Genomic DNA, 16,199 nt, shown 5'->3' with positions numbered 1-16,199 from the left:
TTGCAGCGAATGGTTCGTCGACCAGCGTGGCCGCCGGGGCTGGCGCGGGGCTGGACGTCCGCTGTGAGTTGCCTGTGAACGGGTCGGGTCAGACGCCGAGCCCCAGATTGATCGCCGCCAGGATCCGGTCCGGATCGCGCACGGCGGCCACGAGCCCGGTGTCGTGGAAGACGACGTCGGTGTCGTTGCGGGTGTCGCGGCCGGGGTGGCCCGGGTACGGGGCGACGGTCGCGAAGACGTCGTCACTCAGTGCGTCGTCGACGTACAGCTGGGAGGTCAGCACCGTCCTGCGGTCGATGTGGACCTTGACGTGGATGTGCACGGTCCGGCCGGTGTACCAGCCGGGGAAGATGGTCGTGAACTGCGCGATACCGTTCGCGTCGGTGGTCTGCGCGCCGCGCAGGTAGGTGCCGTCGTCGGTGGGCGGGAACTGGCCGTCGTCGAGGCTGTACGAGCCGTCGGACATCGTGACGACGGACGGGACGCCGCCGGCCGGTGCACCGCCGGCCGGCGCGGTGGTGTCGCCGCTCGCGGCGCGGGACGCGGCCTCGTAGCCGGAGTAGACGCCGCCCGCGTCGCAGTGCCAGATCTCGACGACCGCGTTCGCGACCGCGGGTGCACCGCCGTCGGGAGCGCACGCACGGGCGTGCTGGACCCGCAATGCCAGGTCGAGCTGCAGACCGGGGCGGTCCTCGCGGATGTCGCGGCGGATGGAGTCGACGTCGAACCAGTACGGGCCCTGGGTCTCCTCGACCGCCATGACGCAGTGCGGGGCCTCGTCGAGCAACGCGAGCAGCCGGGGATCGATGTCGCTGGGGACGGCGGTCGTGGTCCCGGTGGCGGTCGGCGCGGTGCCCGGGTCACCGCCGCACGCGGCCAGCAGCCCGCCGAGGCTCACGGCGCCGCCCAGGGCCAGTGCGCGGCGACGGCTGATCCGCAGCCGGCTCAGTTCGACGTCCCGGTCCATCCGACGGCTCCCTCAGAGCAACTGCGCGCTCGCGGCCGCCCGGACCAGGACCTGGCCGGCGTCGTCGAGCAGCCGGGACTCGATGAGCGCGAGTCGGCGGCCCGCCCGCACCACCTCGGCCTCGGCGCGGATGGCGGGGCCGTCGGTGGCGGGGGAGCGGACGAAGTCGACCCGCAGGTCCAGCACGCGGTACTGCTGGTCGACGGCGGTGAGCGTCTGCGCGACGAGCCCGTTGACCAGGTCGGCGGCAGTGATCAGGATTCCGCCCTGGATCGATCCGAGGGGGTTGCTCATCCAGTCCTGCGGCGCGAACGTGGCGGTCACCGAGCCGCGTTCGACGTCCGTCAGGTGCACGTCGAGCAGGCCGGCGAGGGGGCCGCGAGCGATCCGCTCCGAGGCGATGCCGTCGACCACGTCGAGCCCGCCCCGTCCGGCGAGCTCGTCGGCCGCGGCGCACGGCTCCGGCGCCGGCACCGGGAGCCGTTCCCCGCTCAGGACCGTGTCGGCGTTGGCGCGCGGACGGGTGACGAGCACTCCGCGGGACTGCAGGATCGCGACGACGGTGCCGTCACCGTCGTGCATCGTGCCGGCGGCGAGGCCCATGCCGGCGTCGGTGTCGAGGTGGGCGGCGTCGCCGGTGGAGACGACGGTGCCACGCGTCGGCATGGGCGCGGCCAGGGTGGCCGACATCTGGGACAGCACCATTCCCACGCCGGCAGGGATGGAGCTGCCGAGCGCACCGCCCGGGCACGCGTCCGCGAGGACGCCGACGGATCCGAGGATCGTGACGCCGCGGTGGTCGTGGAAGCGCGGGCCCACTTCCTGCGCCAGCACCAGGTGTCCGCGGCGCACCTCGCGCGCCTCCACCCCCATCAGCAGGTTGAGCCGATCGAGCCGTTCGGGTGCGGTGTGGGCAGCTCGGGCGTCGGTGGCTGTCGCGGTCATCGGTCCTGTGTACCACCCACGCCCGCGGACACCGAACCGCTATCCCAGCTGCGCGTCGGCGCGCGCGGACACCAGCAGCCTGCCGTCGGCGCCGGTGAGGCGGGTTTCGATCAGCGCGAGGCGACGGCCGGCGCGGACGACGGTGGACTCCACCCGAATCGGGGGACCGTCGACGGCGGGCGACCGGACGAGGTCGAGATGGGCGTCGAGCGTGCGGAATTCGCCGCCGGGTTCGGTGAGGGTCTGCGCCGCGAGCCCGGCGGCGAGGTCGGCGACCGTCAGCAGCACACCGCCCTGCACGGTGCCGATCTCGTTGCTCATCCACGCCTGCGGTGTCATGTGCGCGGTGACGGCGCCGCGCGCGGCCGTCTCGACCGTGAGGTCGACGAGCCCCGCCAGCGCACCACGGTGCACCTCCCCGGACGCGATGGCCCGGACGACGGCCAGCCCGGGCATCACCGCGAGATCCGCCGGGGGTGCGGCCGCCTCGGGAGCGGGGACGGCGAGATCTGCTGCGGGACCGTAGTGCAGCTCGGCCCGGGACGGCCGGGAGACGACGAAACTGCGGGCGCGCAGCAGCGCGCTGACGCGGCCGCCGTCGTCCCGGATGTCGCCGGAGGTGATGCCCGTTCCGGCATCGGGATCCAGGTACGTCGTCGACGCCGATGCGGTCACCCGGCCGGTCGCCGGCAGCGGCGCCGCGGCGGTGACGACGAGTTGCGAGACGACGGTGCGGCTCCCGGTCGGCACCGACGCGTAGAAGGCTCCGGCAACCGCGTCGTCGGCCACGACGCCCACCGATCCGAGCGTTGCCAGCCCGCGGTGGTCGTGGAACCGCGGGCCGACGGACTGCTCGAAGCTCGCGCCGGTGGCGTTCATCGCCAGGGTCCGCACTCCCATGACGGTGTTGAGCGGGTCGATGCCGCGGGGCGCGACCGATACCGATGTCATACCGTCCTGGCTAGCAGGCCGCCGCGCCGCGGTGCGCGACGGATCTCAGCCGCCGAGACGCGCGTGCATCTCCCAGACGAGGATCTCGGCCCCGGTCTCCGAGGTGATCGTCTGCCCGCCCGACGCGGTCAGCCGGACCGCGTCGCCCTCGTACAGGGTGCCGACGTCCTCCATCTCGGCGCTGCCCTGGGCGACGAACACGTGCACGAACGGTGCCGCGGGCAGGCGCACCGGCTTTCCGGGCTGGAGCCGGGCCGCGTGCAGCGACGCATACTTGTTCTTGATCCGGATCGCGGCGTGATCGCGGTGCTTCGGCATGCCCGACGCGACGGGAACGAGCCCGCCCGCCAGCAGTTCGGCATCGATCTCGAGCTGCTCGTATCCGGGGGTGATGCCCGGCTCGTCGGGGACGACCCACATCTGCACGAAGTGGACGGGTTCCTCGTGCTCGTCACCCTGCATGCGCCACGAGTCGTTCTTCTCGGAGTGCAGGATGCCGGTGCCCGCGCTCATCCGCTGGGCCAGGCCCGGGTAGATGACGCCGGAGTGCCCGATCGAGTCCTGGTGGACCAGCGACCCGCGCAGCACCCAGGTGACGATCTCCATGTCCTTGTGCGGGTGGGTGTCGAAGCCCTGGCCCGGCTGGACGATGTCGTCGTTGTTGACCAGCAGCAGCCCGTGGTGGGTGTTGTCGGGGTCGTAGTGGTGACCGAACGAGAACGAGTGCTTCGAGTCCAGCCACGGGATCCGGGTCTTCAGGCGATCGCCGGCGCGATGGACGTCGATGTGGGGTGTGGTGAGAGCTGGCATGCGGTCCTCCTCGGTGACAGTCACGGGCGGGGCATTCGAGGCATTCGCGCTGTCGAGTCACCAGGGTACGAAGTGGGACTGGTCGGCGCCGAATCAGTGGTGTCGGTCGGGTCTCGGAGTGTTCACGGGAGCGTGACGGCGACGGTCGCATCGGCCGGTCGGTCGACCGACCGATGTGATCGCTTGTCCGGCAACGTCGTCGATGTCAGCCGAGGGTCTCGTGGGCGGCCGGGATCGAGCCCAGCCGGCCCGCCTGGAAGTCCTCGAACGCCTGCATGACCTCGGCCTTCGTGTTCATGACGAACGGGCCGGCCATGGCGACGGGCTCGCGGATCGGCCGTCCGCCCAGGACGAACACCTCGAGTGCATCGGTGCGGGAGTCCTGCACGTCGGCCGCCGAGAAGGTGATCGAGTCGCCGCGGCCGAAGACCGCAGTCTGTCCGCTCGAGATCGGTCGCCGGTCGGCGCCGACGAAGCCGTCGCCGGCCAGGACGTAGACGAGGGCGTTGAAGTCACGGTTCCACGGCAGCGTCACGCTGGCACCCGGTGCGACCGTGGTGTGCGACAACGCGATCGGCGTGTACGTCGACCCGGGGCCCTGGTGGCCGCCGATCTCGCCCGCGATGACCCGGACCAGCGCGCCGCCGTCAGGGCTCGAGACCAGCGCGACCTTGCTGCCGGTGATGTCCTGGTAGCGCGGCGCCGCCATCTTGTCGCTCTTGGGCAGGTTCACCCACAGCTGGACGCCGTGGAACAGGCCGCCGCTCGTCACGAGGTGTTCGGGCGGTGTCTCGATGTGCAGGATGCCGCCTCCCGCGGTCATCCACTGGGTGTCGCCACCGCCGATGGTGCCGCCACCGCCGTTCGAGTCCTGGTGCTCCATGATCCCGTCGATCATGTAAGTGACGGTCTCGAAGCCGCGGTGCGGGTGCCACGGGGTGCCCTTGGGCTCTCCGGGGGCGTAGTTGACCTCGCCCATCTGGTCCATGTGGATGAAGGGATCGAGGTGGGCCATATCGATCCCGGCGAACGCGCGGCGCACCGGGAACCCTTCGCCTTCGTACCCGACCGGAGCGGTGACGATGCCGAGGACGGGGCGATCGACGGCGGTCGGGTCGGTGGCCTCGAGGCGCGGCAGTGTGAGGATGTTGTCGACGGTCACGGCGGGCATGGTGTTCTCCTGACGGTCCCACTAGTTGAGGATTCAACTAGTTCACCGTACTCAACGCACCGCCGTCCCACCTATTCCCGTCCGCGTCCGCGCGTGTCAGGCGTCGGCGCCGGGGTCGATCAGACCCAGGCGGGCCGCGGCCAGCAGCGCATCCGCGCGGCTGTGCACGTCCAACTTGCGGTACAGGCTGCGGAGCTGGGTCTTGACGGTGTTCTGCGAGACGAACAACCGGGCCGCGAGCTCGGCGATCGACGACGTGGACACCAGGGCGTTGAGCACCGCCGCCTCGCGATCGCTCAAGCCGACGAGCTGGACGCGGTCCGGGAACGCCGCGCTCGCCGCGTCCGGTGCCACCGCCAGCCACGCCGCCGGAAGCGGCACGTCCAGGCCGGTCAGTCGCGCGACCCGCGCCGCGGGCAGCGCAGCGAACGGGCTCACGACACCGGTCTGTTCGAACAGCGCCACCGCCCGTCGCAACATCGCCTCTGCCTGGACGTCGTCGTCGAGATCGAGGTGTGCCGCCGCCTGGAGCAGTGCGGACTCCATCCGCACGCGCGGGTAAGGGCAGTCCGAGAGCGTGGGACGCGCGCAGTCCGCGAGGGCCTCGGCGGGATGGCCGCTCGACAGTTCCAGCCGGGCATGGGCGATCGCGGACCACGGCCCGCGGGCGTGTGCACTCGCCAGCGTGCTCCACGCCTCGTTGCCGTGCCCGAGAGCGAGGTGCAGGTCGGCCTCCGCCGCGACCAGCAGTCGGGCCGCGATCGAACCGGGAGTGAACCAGCGTTCGTAGACGGCGACCGCCCGGTGCAACCGGTCGAGCCCCACCTCGGCCTGACGCGTGAACAGCGCCAGTCGGCAGTGGGCGTACACCGCGAACGCCCACAGCTCCTCGTTGTCGTGCAGGTCCCCGAGTTGCGCCAGTGCCTTCGCAGCGACGTCCAGCTCCATCCGGTCGATTCCCACGAGGGCGGACGCCACGAGGCCGCCGACCCGAACCATGCGGGTGACCCACACCGATTCGTCGTCGTAGCGCCGTTCCTTGTCCAACCACGCCTCGGCATGACCGAGTTCACCGGACAACGCGTAGGCGAGGGCCAGATTGCCCGCCGCGTGCCGGGCCACGAAGTGCGGTCCAGTGGTGCGGCAGCCGGTGTAGGACCGGCGGAACTCTGCGCTCGCCCGACCCAGCTCGCCGTGCAGCAGGTGCGAGATCCCCCATTGCAGGCGCAGCATCGGCAGGAACGCCGCCGCGCGGGTGGGTTGCATCGTCGTCAGTCGGTCGCCGAGCACCGACATCCGGACGCTCGTCTCGGAGGCCTGCGCGAAGTGGCCGCTGACCCGCAGGATCAACGACTGCACGCTGCCGACCGTCAACGCGTCGCCCGCCTCCTCCGGATCGGTGGACCGCATGCCGGCGGGTTCGATCGGCGGCGGCGTCTCGGCATCGGGTGTGGCGGAGGTGAAGCGGACGAAGAGCTCGCGGCCCGCGCGGATGGTGAGATTGCCGTCGGCGACCGCGGCCGGGATCGCCACCAGGGTGTCCCGGACGAGCCGGAACTCGCGGGAGACCAGCTCGACCCAGTCGGCCTCGAGAATCTCGATCGCCAGCGGCCAGTTGCGGGCCTCCACCGCGTACTCGAGAGCGGCGACGCAGTCGCCCCGGCCGCGGTGCCACGTCGCCAGCGTCGTCGACGCCTGCAACGGGCCGGCGGGCGCCTCGAGTCGCACGTCGCGCATGAGCGATTCGCGGATCGGTGGCACGAACCGCCACTCGTCGTCCTTGGGCCATGCCGACCGGACCAGCACGCCCGCGGCCTCGAGGGCGTGCAGGCGGGCGGCGGCGTCGGCGACGGAGGACAGCATCTCGGCGACCGCCTCCGTGACCACCCGTGCCGCCGCGATCGTGAGCATGAAGTCCCGGTGGTCGACGAGGTCGGCGGCACCGAGGATCTCGCGCTCGACGTACCGGTCGATGGCGCGCTCGAGCGCATGCCGGGCGAGTTCGCGGCTGTGGTCGTAGTCGGTCCCGAAGGGCCGTGCGACCGCCACCGCGGCCTGTACCAGCGGCGGGAACCCGCCGGTGAGTTCCTGCACCAGCTCCATGAGGTGCCGGGGCAACTCGATTCCGCGCTGGGCGAGGGCCGACCGCGACTCGTCGAGCGTGAACATCAGTTCGGGTGCCGAGACCGTGAGGTGGTCGACGTCGAGCAGCGTCGAGTCCCCGAAGATGCTGGTGTCCCGGGTCGTGAGGACCACGTGTACGCGGGGATCCCGGTCCAGCAGACGCAGCACGCGGGCCTCGGTCGCGGTGTCGCTCAGGCGTTCGACGTCGTCGAGGACGACCGTCACCGGATCCGTCCACGTCGCGAGGGCCTCGTCGAGTCGCCGTGTCAGCTCGGCCCAGTACCGGTCCGGCTCGCCGGGGCCGGCGGGGGTGGGCATCGCGATCACCGGGCCGCGCGGGGCGTGCGCGGACTCGGTCCAGGCCGTCAGCAGGCACGTCTTGCCGGCGCCCCGCGGTCCGCGGACGACGGTGAGCGCGGGTGGATCCGACAGCAACCCGAACAACCGCGGGCGGGGAAACAGTGTCCGCCGCGCGTGGCGCGGTCGTGGGCGGTCTCGGATCGTCTCGTTCTCGAATTCCACAACCACGCTCCCCACTCCGCCCAGGACGGTCGGTACAAGCGGTGGCGCCCCCACGACACCTCACGTGTACGCCATCTCGGGAGATCACGTACGCGGAGAGCACAGTCTGTCACACCGCAGCGGCCGGGGCCGAGAATTCGCAGACCTCGCAGAAGGGTCGCGGGCGCCGGTCGGAAAACGCACCGCTGAGTGGGACAAATCATACATTGCTAACTTTTGTAAGTTAGGGTTCTCGGTGTGCCGGACCCGGTCTCCGAGAGTGGGCGCGCCGCGGGGGCGGAGGCTCGGGCGCGACTCGAAAAGAACTGTGGAAAAGCCGCTTTCGCTGCGCCGAGCACCCCCTCGACGATGGGAACCACGACGACGATGACGAACACCGATCTCTACGCCGACACCTCCCGGGGACCGTCCGCGACTGATGGACTGCACTACCACGAGGCCGGTACCGGCCATCCCCTCGTGCTGTTGCACGGTTCCGGACCGGGGGTGTCCGGATGGTCCAACTTCTCGCACAACCTGCCGGTCTTCGCGCAGTCGTTCCGCACGATCGTGGTCGACATGCCGGGGTTCGGCGCGAGCCCGGACCGTGAGTACGACCGCCCGTATCCGGAGATTGCCGCGGAGGCGATCGTGACGCTCCTCGACGACCTGGGGATCGACAAGGCGCACCTGCTGGGCAATTCGATGGGCGGCTGGGTCGCTCTCGAGACGGCCGCGCACGCCCCGGACCGCGTGGAGCGGATGGCGTTGATGGGACCCGGCGGCCTCTACGCGCCCCTGCTCGGACCGATGATGAGCGAGGGTGCGCGCCGACTCAACGCCTTCCTCGTCGATCCCACCCGCGCGGCCCTGGAAGCGTGGGTGGACTCGATGGTCTACGACCCTGCGACGATCACGCCGCAACTGCTCGACGAGCGCTGGGCCAACGCGACGGCCCCGCGCGCGATCGAGCGCATGCGTGCGGTGATGGCATCGCTCGCGCTTCCGGGCAAGGCGCCGCTGTGGGCGCGCACCGACGAGATTCCGCACCGGACGCTGGTCACGTGGGGCCGCGACGACCGGATGCTGCCCCCGGACGGCGCGCTCTTCGCGTTGCGGCGGATGCCCAAAGCGGACCTGCACATCCTCGGCGAGTGCGGGCACTGGGCGCAGGTCGAACGCAAGCACGACTTCGAGCGGCTGGTCACCGAGTTCCTCACCCGCTAGGACCGGCGCGCCGCGCCGACGAAAGGAGCTTTGTCCCATGAAGTTTCAGCACGACGCCATCGACGCTGTCCTCGACGCGGGTGATCGGCTGCGCGCGCTCGAGGCGGAGTGCGTCGAGCAGCGCCGCCTCGCCGACGACACCGCCAAAATCCTGCGTGACGCCGGCATCATGCGGATCCTCCAGCCCGCGCGCTACGGCGGCTTCGAGTCCGATCCCGGCGTCTTCAACACCGCGATGCACGAGATCTCCCGACTGTCGAGCTCGGCAGGCTGGGTGACCGGTGTGGTCGGCGTCCACTCGTGGCACCTGGGGCTGTATCCGGATCGGGCACAGCACGACGTGTGGGGCCAGGACCCCGACGCGTGGATCAGCTCGTCGTACAGCCCGGCCGGAACGGCCAGGATCGTCCCGGGCGGGTACGAGCTCACCGGGCGCTGGGGATTCTCGTCGGGCAGCAACCACTGCGACTGGGTGTTCGTCGGTGCCATGGTCACCGACGAGACCGGACAGCGCACCGGCGGGCAGGTGCATCTGCTGCTGCCGCGCAGCGACTACGCGATCGACGACGTCTGGTTCACGTCCGGGCTGGCCGGCACCGGCAGCAACGACATCGTCGTCGAGAACGCCTTCGTCCCCTCGCACCGAGTACTCGACGTCGTCGACCTCTACACCGAACGCTATCCCGGCAACGAGGTGAATCCCGGGGCCCTGTTCCGGCTGCCGTGGTACACGCTGTTCGTCAACGCGGTCGTGGTCCCGCTGGTGGGGATGGCGCGTCGAGTGCTCGACGAAGCGGTGGCGATCCACCGGTCCCGGTTGGCGACCGACGCGAGCAAGCTGCCCCATCCGGCGACGCTGGCCCGCCTCACCGAGGCGGACTTCGAGGTCGACACGGCGTTCCGGATCCTGCAGGCCGACCTGGCCGACGCCTTCGCGACCGCCGGCCGCGGCGAGAAGGTCTCGATGGCGCTCCGGCAACGCACCAAGCGCGACCACATCGCGGCGGTCGGACTCGCCGTGTCGGCAGCCGACAAGTCGTACCAGGTGGGTGGCCCCCGGTCGATTTCGACGTCGAGCCCGCTGCAGGCGGTGTGGCGCGACGTCCATGCCGGACAACATCACGCGATCAACCTGCCCGACAAGGTCGAACACGAGTACGGGGAGTACCTGCTCACCGGGAACCCGGGAACTCTCTACTGAGCCGAGGAGTACGCAATGCCTGTTCTGTCACTGGGATACGTCCGTCTGCACGTCGAATCGGTGGAGCAGTGGAAGCCGTTCGTGGGGGACTTCCTGGGCTTGATGCCCGTCGAGGGGCCGCTGCCGGGCTCCCTGCACTACCGCATGGACGACTACCCGCCGCGGCTCGTGATCACGGAGTCGACCGAGCCGGGTCTGGAGGCCGTCGGGTTCGAGGTGCTCAACCGCACCGACCTTCGTGAACTCGTCTCGCGTGTCGAAGCCGCCGGCATCGAGACGCACGCCGGCACGGCCGAGGAATGCGCGCAGCGCCAGGTCTCCGGCTTCGCTGCGTTCGACGACCCGTCGGGCAACCGGGTGGAGTTGTTCTACGGCCCGGTCCTCAGCCATCGGCCCGTCGAACTGCCCCACGTCTCCGGGTTCGTCACCGGGGACCAGGGGATGGGGCACGTGATCCTCAACGCCGTCGACACCGAGGCCGCTTACGAGTTCTATGTGGGCGTACTGGGTTTCGTCGAACGCAACTCGCTCGAGCTGCCGGGCGGCACCAGTTGGTTCCTGGGCTGCAACGCCCGTCAGCACACGCTCGGGCTCAACCCGGCCGAAGGTCCGGCGCTGCTGCACCTCATGGTGGAGACCGCCGCACTCGACGACGTCGGCAAGGCACTCGACCGCGCGCACGACCTCGGCGTCCCGATGATGCAGTCGCTGGGCAAGCACACCAACGACCGGATGCTGTCGTTCTACACGTACTCCCCGGAGGGCCACGCCACCGAGATCGGCTGGGGCGGCGAGCGAATCGAGGTGCCCGCGCCGACATACCGGATCACCGAGGGCGCGGTGTGGGGGCACCGCTACACGCCGCCGCCGGTGGGGGCGAAGGGACTGCCACGATGACGTGACCGTCGGCCGTCACGCACCACGCGCCGTACGGGGACCATCTCCCCGTACGGCGCGCTCCGTTCCGGCCGCGGAGGCCGTCGTCAGCGTGCCGTCTGCGACGGCACTGTCGTCAGCCTGCCGTCTGCGACGGCACCGCGGTGGTCTCCGTGGGTGCTGCCAGTGCCATCCCCTTCGTCTCGCGCGTGAGGAGGGCCGCCACCGCGACCGACAGCGCGAGCACGACGACGTACCAGGTGAACAGCTCCGACTGGCCCCGCGAGGTGAGCCACGAGTTCAGGTACGGCGCCGTGCCGCCGAAGATCGCGGCGGCGAGGGAGACCGCGATGCCGGTGCCGGCCGCGCGGGACTTGGTGGCGAACAGTTCGGCGAACCACGCGACCTGTGTGCTGGCGGCGAACGACTGCAGGATCAGCGCGAGCGACATCGCAGCCGCGAGGGTGACGGCCGAGCCGTCGAGCATGGACGACAGCGGGAAGGCCAGCAGTGCGACGCCGACACCCCACACCATGTTGTTGATGCGCCGGCCGATCCGGTCGGCGAGCATCGCGGCGATCGGCAGCGCGGCGATGAAGACGAGGTTCGCGACCACGCCCGCCCACATCGCCAGCCGGTCGTCGACGCCGTGGAAGCTGATGGCGTAGGCGGGGGCGTTCACCGACCAGGTGTAGGAGAACACCGACGTGCCGCCGACGAGGACGACCACGCGGAGGATGGACGCGCGCTGAGCCCAGATGTCGCGCAGAGCGGTGCGGGCCGACGACTGGTCGCCGTTCGCGGCTGCGGCCGTGGCCTTTTCGGTGAACGCTTCGGATTCTTCGAGTCCGCGGCGCAGGTACAGCGCGAAGAAGCCGAGCAGTCCTCCGACGAGGAACGGGATGCGCCAGCCCCAGTCGGACATGGTGGAGGAATCGACCGCGCTGCGCATCACGGCGCCCAGCAGCGTCGCCAGTACCGTGCCACCGACGGTCGACATGATCACCGTGCTGCCCCACAGTGCCCGGTTGTCCGGGCGCGCGACCTCGGCGATGTAGGTGTAGGAACCGCCCTGCTCACCGCCGTGCGCAACACCCTGCAGGCACCGCACCAGCAGCAGCCACAGAGAGGCGAACGCACCGATCTGCTCGTAGGTCGGTGCGACCGCGATGAGGACGCTCGAGCCCGCGACGAGACTCATCGTCAGCACCATCACGAACTTGCGGCCCCGGCGGTCGGCGACGAGGCCGAAGAGCAGGCCACCCAACGGGCGCATGACGAATCCGACCGCGAACACGGCCATGGTCGACAGGAGGTTCGACACCTCGTTCGCCGAGTGGAAGAACTTGTTGGAGAAGTACACGGCGAAAATGGCGAACACGGTCCAGTCGAACCACTCCAGTGCGTTGCCCATGTTGACCGCCAGAATCATTCGCGCCTTTCGCCGCACCGCTGCGGTGTGCGAACGCGGCCGCGGCGGTGTGGCGGAGGGACGCGGCGAGTGTGGTGACGAGGTCATGAGGGTCCTCCTTCTGCTTCGCCCGGCGCCGGCGCGCGGGGTGAGAAAGCGGGTCGAAGAGCTGGATGGCGGCTGTCATTGGGGGATCGGGTTTTTCGGGATCGCGAAATGCGCGATCTCGCCGAGAACTCCGGACGAGACATGCTCAATCAGTCGTTGGGGAATCGCCAATCGATTGATTGAGCAAACCACCCGCGCGACGTAGTGTCACGTACGACACACCGACGAGCGTGGGGAGCTGACATGACAGATGCGCCGAGGACCGTGGAATTCACCAGGATGGACGACGCGACCGTCGCCGAGATGGAGTTGATCCGTGACGAGGCGGCGGCTCACCGTCGCGACCACTGGCTCGAAACCGTTGTGCGGCTGCTCCGCTCGATGAGGGGTTACACGTTCGGGTACCGAGTCGATCGCTACGAGCACTCGTTGCAATCGGCGACGCGGGCGCACCGGGAGGGGGCGCGGGTCGATCTGGTCGTGGCCGCGCTGCTCCACGACATCGGCGACGACCTGTGCCCGGACAACCACAGTGAGGTGGCCGCGGCGATCCTGCGGCCGGTGCTGGACGACGAGGCGGTGTGGGTCGTCAAGCACCATGGCGTCTTCCAGACCCATCATTACGGCGCCAAGCTGGGTATCCCGACCGACACGCGGGAGCGGTACCGCGATTCCCCGTACTTCGACACGTGTGCGCACTTCTGCGCGGCGTGGGATCAGGAGTCGTTCGATCCGGACTACGACTCGGAGCCACTCGAGTTCTTCATGCCGATGCTCGCGGAGGTGTTCGCGCGTCCGCCCAGAGTGTGGGGCGACCCTGCACTCGGTGAGCGCGACTAGCGCAGGGGCGAGGCAGACCAGGGCCGGAAGGGTGTCGCGGCGGGTGTGCCGCGGGATGGGAAGCGCTCTTGCCCAATACCGCCCACTGTCTATATAAAGATAGGAAGATCAGAGCGAGTCCTTCGTGACTCGCGCGTGGAAGGGGTGCGGCAGTGACAGGGAGCTGTGAGTCGAGCGCGCGACAGGTGAGCTTCACCCGGATGGACGAGTCGACGGTCGAGGAGATCGAGCTGATCGTCGCCGAGTCGAAGGTCTTCCTCAACGATCGCCTTCCGGACACGATGCTCGACATGCTCGAGGCGCTCAAGGGTCCGACGCTCGGGTATCGAGTGGATCGATACGAGCATTCGCTGCAGACGGCGTCGCGCGCGCTGCGGGAGGGAGCGCGCACGGATCTGGTGGTCGCGGCACTGATGCACGACGTCGGCGATGCCATCGCGCCGGCCAACCACTCCGAACTGGCGGCCGCCATCGTCGCCCCCTACCTGGACGCCGAGGCGACATGGGTCGTCAAGCATCACGGCGTCTTCCAGGGCTACCACTATTGGGACCGGCTGGGACTGGACGTCGACGCGCGGGAGCGGTACCGCGACAGTCCGTACTTCGACACCTGTGCGCACTTCTGTGCGGAATGGGATCAGGTGTCCTTCGACCCCGACTACGACACGCTGCCGATCGACACCTTCGTGCCACTGGTGCGCGAGGTGTTCACTCGCCCGGCCAGCGGGTTCGGCGCCGACTGATCGTTTCGCTCGCCGAAAGCCGTTCCACTGCAAGCGCTCGCCTCCTTCGACGGGGCGAGCGCTTGGTCGTTCGCGGGGCGCGCGGCGAACCGGCACCGCCCAGTGGGACGGTGCTTACATATCTATCTTTTGTAAGATAGAGTTTCGACAGTTGCCGATGTGGTTCACCTTCGACGCGAGGAGGCGCTGTGACCGCAATCGAGGAGTCGACGAAATCCATAGGCCGAGAGCCGGACCCGACGGGCGGGTGGCAGCCGAGGATCACCCCGCCGATCGGCGTGGACCTCACCGCCGAACAGAAGCTGGCATGTGCATTCCGCACCCTGGCCCACGACGGCTTCAGTGAGAACATGGCCGGCCACATCACGTGGGCCGACCGCGGCGACGACAGCCTGCTGATCAATCCGTGGGGGCTCTGGTGGGAAGAGGTCTCGGCGTCGGACGTGTGCCGGGTGGACGCGAACGGCGTTGTGATCGAGGGCAAATGGGATGTCACGCCCGCTTATCACATCCACACCGAATTGCACCGGCGTCGCCCCGACGCTCGGGTGGTCATCCACAACCACCCCTACTACGTGACGTTGCTGGCGGCGGTGGGCGTGCTGCCGTCGATCGCGCACCAGACCGGCAGCCTCTACGACGACGACCTCTCGCTGGTGCACGAGTACGGCGGCGAGGTCGACGATGCCGAACTGGGCCGCGACCTCGCCGAGAGGATCGGCGACCGCAACAACGTCATCCTGGCGAGCCACGGCATCATCACGACCGCCGACACGATCGAACTCGCCGTCTATCGTGCTGCGTCCATCGATCGCTTCTGCCGGCTGGCCTACGACATCCTGCTGCTCGGCAAGGACCCGTTGCCGATCGAGAAGAGTATTCGGGTCGCGATGCAGAAGGCGCTCGTCGAGCGTGCCGCCGGCGTCTACTGGGCCGGGGCGGTGCGGAAGCTGATCCGCACGAAACCCGAAGTTCTGGAGTAACCCCTTACTGACGAGATATTGCCGGTCCGTTTGTGGCGGAGCCGGTTCCACCGTGTACGAGCACCCGAGGAGTGTGCGCAATGGCCAGTCTCGACGACCTGATCCACAACACCGACTTCACCACCAACGTCAAGGGCAAGGTGACGTTCCTGCCCGAGCCGGAGAAGGCGCACCGGCCCTTCCCGTTCATCTCGGTGGACGACCACATCGTCGAACCCAAGGACACGTTCGAGGGGCGTCTGCCGGCGAAGTTCGCCGACCGCGCGCCGCGGGTGATCCACCGCGACGGCGCGGACATCTGGGTGTACGACGGCAAGGAGATCCCGAACGTCGGCTTCAATGCGGTCGTCGGTCGGCCCGTCGACGAGTGGGGTTTCGATCCCCAGCGGTTCGAGGACATGCGCCGAGGATCGTGGGACATCCACCACCGCGTGGCCGACATGAACCTCTCGGGGGTGTACGCGTCGGTGAACTTCCCCTCGTTCCTTCCCGGCTTCGCCGGCCAACGGTTGCAACTGAGCACCTCGGACCAGGAACTGGCGCTGGCGGCCACCCGTGCCTACAACGACTGGCACCTCGAGGAATGGGCGGGCCCGTACCCGGATCGCATCATTCCGTGCCAGATCCCGTATTTCCTCGACCCGGAGATCGGGGCGCAGGAGATCTACCGCAACGCCGAACGGGGGTTCAAGGCCGTCACCTTCTCCGAGGGCCCGCACGCCCTGGGTCTGCCGTCGGTGCACTCCGGTCACTGGGACCCGATCATGCGGGCCTGCGAGGAGACCGAGACGGTGATCAACCTCCACATCGGCTCGTCGAGCACGTCTCCGAGCACCTCCGAGGACGCGCCGCCGGACGTCGCGGGGACGCTGTTCTTCGGCTATGCGATGTTCGCGACCGTCGACTGGCTGTTCTCGAAGATCCCCGTCCGGTTCCCGAACATCAAGATCGTGATGTCCGAGGGTGGAATCGGTTGGGTGCCTGCTCTTCTCGATCGACTCGATCACATGACGACGTACTCCTCGATGTACGGCACGTGGGACGGGATCGACATCTCGCCGGCGGACGTGCTGCAACGCAACTTCTGGTTCTGCGCGGTCGAAGATCCCTCGACGATGGTGCTGCGTGACCGGATCGGCATCGACCACATCCTCCTCGAGGAGGACTACCCGCACAGCGACAGCCTCTGGCCGCGCACGATGGAGGTGGTGAGCGAATCCATGAAGGGCCTCGCGCCCGACGAGCTGCGGAAGATCACGTGGGAGAACGCGTCCCGGCTCTACCGGCATCCGGTGCCGCAGAGCGTGATCGACGATCCCGACAGCTTCTGACGCCCGGCGG

The 16,199-nt window shown here is 69.3% G+C and carries 14 protein-coding genes; 7 read left to right on the top strand and 7 right to left on the bottom strand.

The window, feature by feature from the left end; translation table 11 throughout:
- Positions 1 to 88: 88 nt before the first annotated feature.
- The 6 genes from E7742_RS16775 to E7742_RS16750 form a co-directional block, all read right to left on the bottom strand.
- On the bottom strand, positions 89 to 967 hold the full coding sequence (locus E7742_RS16775) for a protocatechuate dioxygenase (RefSeq protein WP_137799972.1): 879 nt from the start codon (positions 965 to 967) through the stop codon (positions 89 to 91).
- 12 nt (positions 968 to 979) lie between these two features.
- Entirely contained in the window at positions 980 to 1,912 is a 933-nt protein-coding gene (locus E7742_RS16770) for a PaaI family thioesterase (protein ID WP_137799971.1), read from the bottom strand.
- Positions 1,913 to 1,951: 39 nt separating this feature from the next.
- Positions 1,952 to 2,863 (bottom strand): PaaI family thioesterase, encoded by a 912-nt coding sequence (locus tag E7742_RS16765; RefSeq protein ID WP_254699042.1) that lies wholly within the window; start codon positions 2,861 to 2,863, stop codon positions 1,952 to 1,954.
- A 45-nt stretch (positions 2,864 to 2,908) separates the two neighbouring features.
- The gene (locus E7742_RS16760; protein WP_137799970.1) at positions 2,909 to 3,673 is read right to left on the bottom strand and encodes a pirin family protein; all 765 of its coding nucleotides are present in this window, start codon (positions 3,671 to 3,673) and stop codon (positions 2,909 to 2,911) included.
- 205 nt (positions 3,674 to 3,878) lie between these two features.
- Positions 3,879 to 4,844 carry a pirin family protein gene (locus tag E7742_RS16755; RefSeq protein WP_137799969.1) on the bottom strand — a complete coding sequence of 322 codons (966 nt, stop codon included), beginning with the start codon at positions 4,842 to 4,844 and terminating at the stop codon, positions 3,879 to 3,881.
- A gap of 96 nt (positions 4,845 to 4,940) precedes the next feature.
- A complete protein-coding gene (locus tag E7742_RS16750; protein WP_254699041.1) occupies positions 4,941 to 7,496 on the bottom strand; it encodes a LuxR C-terminal-related transcriptional regulator in 2,556 nt (851 codons plus the stop codon).
- Positions 7,497 to 7,838: 342 nt separating this feature from the next.
- Between E7742_RS16750 and E7742_RS16745 the strand changes: the two genes are divergently transcribed.
- The 3 genes from E7742_RS16745 to E7742_RS16735 are packed head-to-tail and all read left to right on the top strand — an operon-like array spanning position 7,839 to position 10,794.
- Positions 7,839 to 8,696: an alpha/beta fold hydrolase gene (locus tag E7742_RS16745; protein WP_254699040.1), complete on the top strand. Its 858-nt coding sequence runs from the start codon at positions 7,839 to 7,841 to the stop codon at positions 8,694 to 8,696.
- Between the two features lie 37 nt (positions 8,697 to 8,733).
- The gene (locus E7742_RS16740) at positions 8,734 to 9,897 is read left to right on the top strand and encodes an acyl-CoA dehydrogenase family protein (RefSeq protein WP_137799968.1); all 1,164 of its coding nucleotides are present in this window, start codon (positions 8,734 to 8,736) and stop codon (positions 9,895 to 9,897) included.
- A 15-nt stretch (positions 9,898 to 9,912) separates the two neighbouring features.
- Positions 9,913 to 10,794 (top strand): VOC family protein, encoded by an 882-nt coding sequence (locus E7742_RS16735; RefSeq protein WP_137799967.1) that lies wholly within the window; start codon positions 9,913 to 9,915, stop codon positions 10,792 to 10,794.
- 115 nt (positions 10,795 to 10,909) lie between these two features.
- Here E7742_RS16735 and E7742_RS16730 read toward each other — a convergent pair whose 3' ends face one another.
- Positions 10,910 to 12,292 carry an MFS transporter gene (locus tag E7742_RS16730; RefSeq protein ID WP_254699039.1) on the bottom strand — a complete coding sequence of 461 codons (1,383 nt, stop codon included), beginning with the start codon at positions 12,290 to 12,292 and terminating at the stop codon, positions 10,910 to 10,912.
- Between the two features lie 243 nt (positions 12,293 to 12,535).
- On the opposite strand from E7742_RS16730, the gene E7742_RS16725 reads away from it, so the two are divergent.
- From E7742_RS16725 to E7742_RS16710, 4 genes are all read left to right on the top strand, one after another.
- Positions 12,536 to 13,132: an HD domain-containing protein gene (locus tag E7742_RS16725; RefSeq protein ID WP_254699038.1), complete on the top strand. Its 597-nt coding sequence runs from the start codon at positions 12,536 to 12,538 to the stop codon at positions 13,130 to 13,132.
- 152 nt (positions 13,133 to 13,284) lie between these two features.
- Entirely contained in the window at positions 13,285 to 13,875 is a 591-nt protein-coding gene (locus tag E7742_RS16720) for an HD domain-containing protein (protein ID WP_254699037.1), read from the top strand.
- A gap of 188 nt (positions 13,876 to 14,063) precedes the next feature.
- Complete coding sequence (locus E7742_RS16715; RefSeq protein ID WP_137799966.1) at positions 14,064 to 14,858, top strand: class II aldolase/adducin family protein; 795 nt, start codon at positions 14,064 to 14,066, stop codon at positions 14,856 to 14,858.
- Between the two features lie 80 nt (positions 14,859 to 14,938).
- Positions 14,939 to 16,189 carry an amidohydrolase family protein gene (locus tag E7742_RS16710; protein ID WP_137799965.1) on the top strand — a complete coding sequence of 417 codons (1,251 nt, stop codon included), beginning with the start codon at positions 14,939 to 14,941 and terminating at the stop codon, positions 16,187 to 16,189.
- The last annotated feature ends 10 nt before the right edge of the window (positions 16,190 to 16,199 follow it).

It is taken from the genome of Rhodococcus sp. SGAir0479 (assembly GCF_005484805.1).
In the GTDB taxonomy this organism is placed as follows: domain Bacteria; phylum Actinomycetota; class Actinomycetes; order Mycobacteriales; family Mycobacteriaceae; genus Prescottella.
This window is presented reverse-complemented; position numbering and strand designations above follow the sequence as displayed.

What these genes read in the sequence shown, in the direction of transcription:
- E7742_RS16775 (WP_137799972.1), bottom strand. Translation starts at nt 967, where the DNA reads ATGGACCGGGACGTCGAACTGAGCCGGCTGCGGATCAGCCGTCGCCGC.
- E7742_RS16770 (WP_137799971.1), bottom strand. Translation starts at nt 1,912, where the DNA reads ATGACCGCGACAGCCACCGACGCCCGAGCTGCCCACACCGCACCCGAA.
- E7742_RS16765 (WP_254699042.1), bottom strand. Translation starts at nt 2,863, where the DNA reads ATGACATCGGTATCGGTCGCGCCCCGCGGCATCGACCCGCTCAACACC.
- E7742_RS16760 (WP_137799970.1), bottom strand. Translation starts at nt 3,673, where the DNA reads ATGCCAGCTCTCACCACACCCCACATCGACGTCCATCGCGCCGGCGAT.
- E7742_RS16755 (WP_137799969.1), bottom strand. Translation starts at nt 4,844, where the DNA reads ATGCCCGCCGTGACCGTCGACAACATCCTCACACTGCCGCGCCTCGAG.
- E7742_RS16745 (WP_254699040.1), top strand. Translation starts at nt 7,839, where the DNA reads ATGGGAACCACGACGACGATGACGAACACCGATCTCTACGCCGACACC.
- E7742_RS16740 (WP_137799968.1), top strand. Translation starts at nt 8,734, where the DNA reads ATGAAGTTTCAGCACGACGCCATCGACGCTGTCCTCGACGCGGGTGAT.
- E7742_RS16735 (WP_137799967.1), top strand. Translation starts at nt 9,913, where the DNA reads ATGCCTGTTCTGTCACTGGGATACGTCCGTCTGCACGTCGAATCGGTG.
- E7742_RS16730 (WP_254699039.1), bottom strand. Translation starts at nt 12,292, where the DNA reads ATGACCTCGTCACCACACTCGCCGCGTCCCTCCGCCACACCGCCGCGG.
- E7742_RS16725 (WP_254699038.1), top strand. Translation starts at nt 12,536, where the DNA reads ATGACAGATGCGCCGAGGACCGTGGAATTCACCAGGATGGACGACGCG.
- E7742_RS16710 (WP_137799965.1), top strand. Translation starts at nt 14,939, where the DNA reads ATGGCCAGTCTCGACGACCTGATCCACAACACCGACTTCACCACCAAC.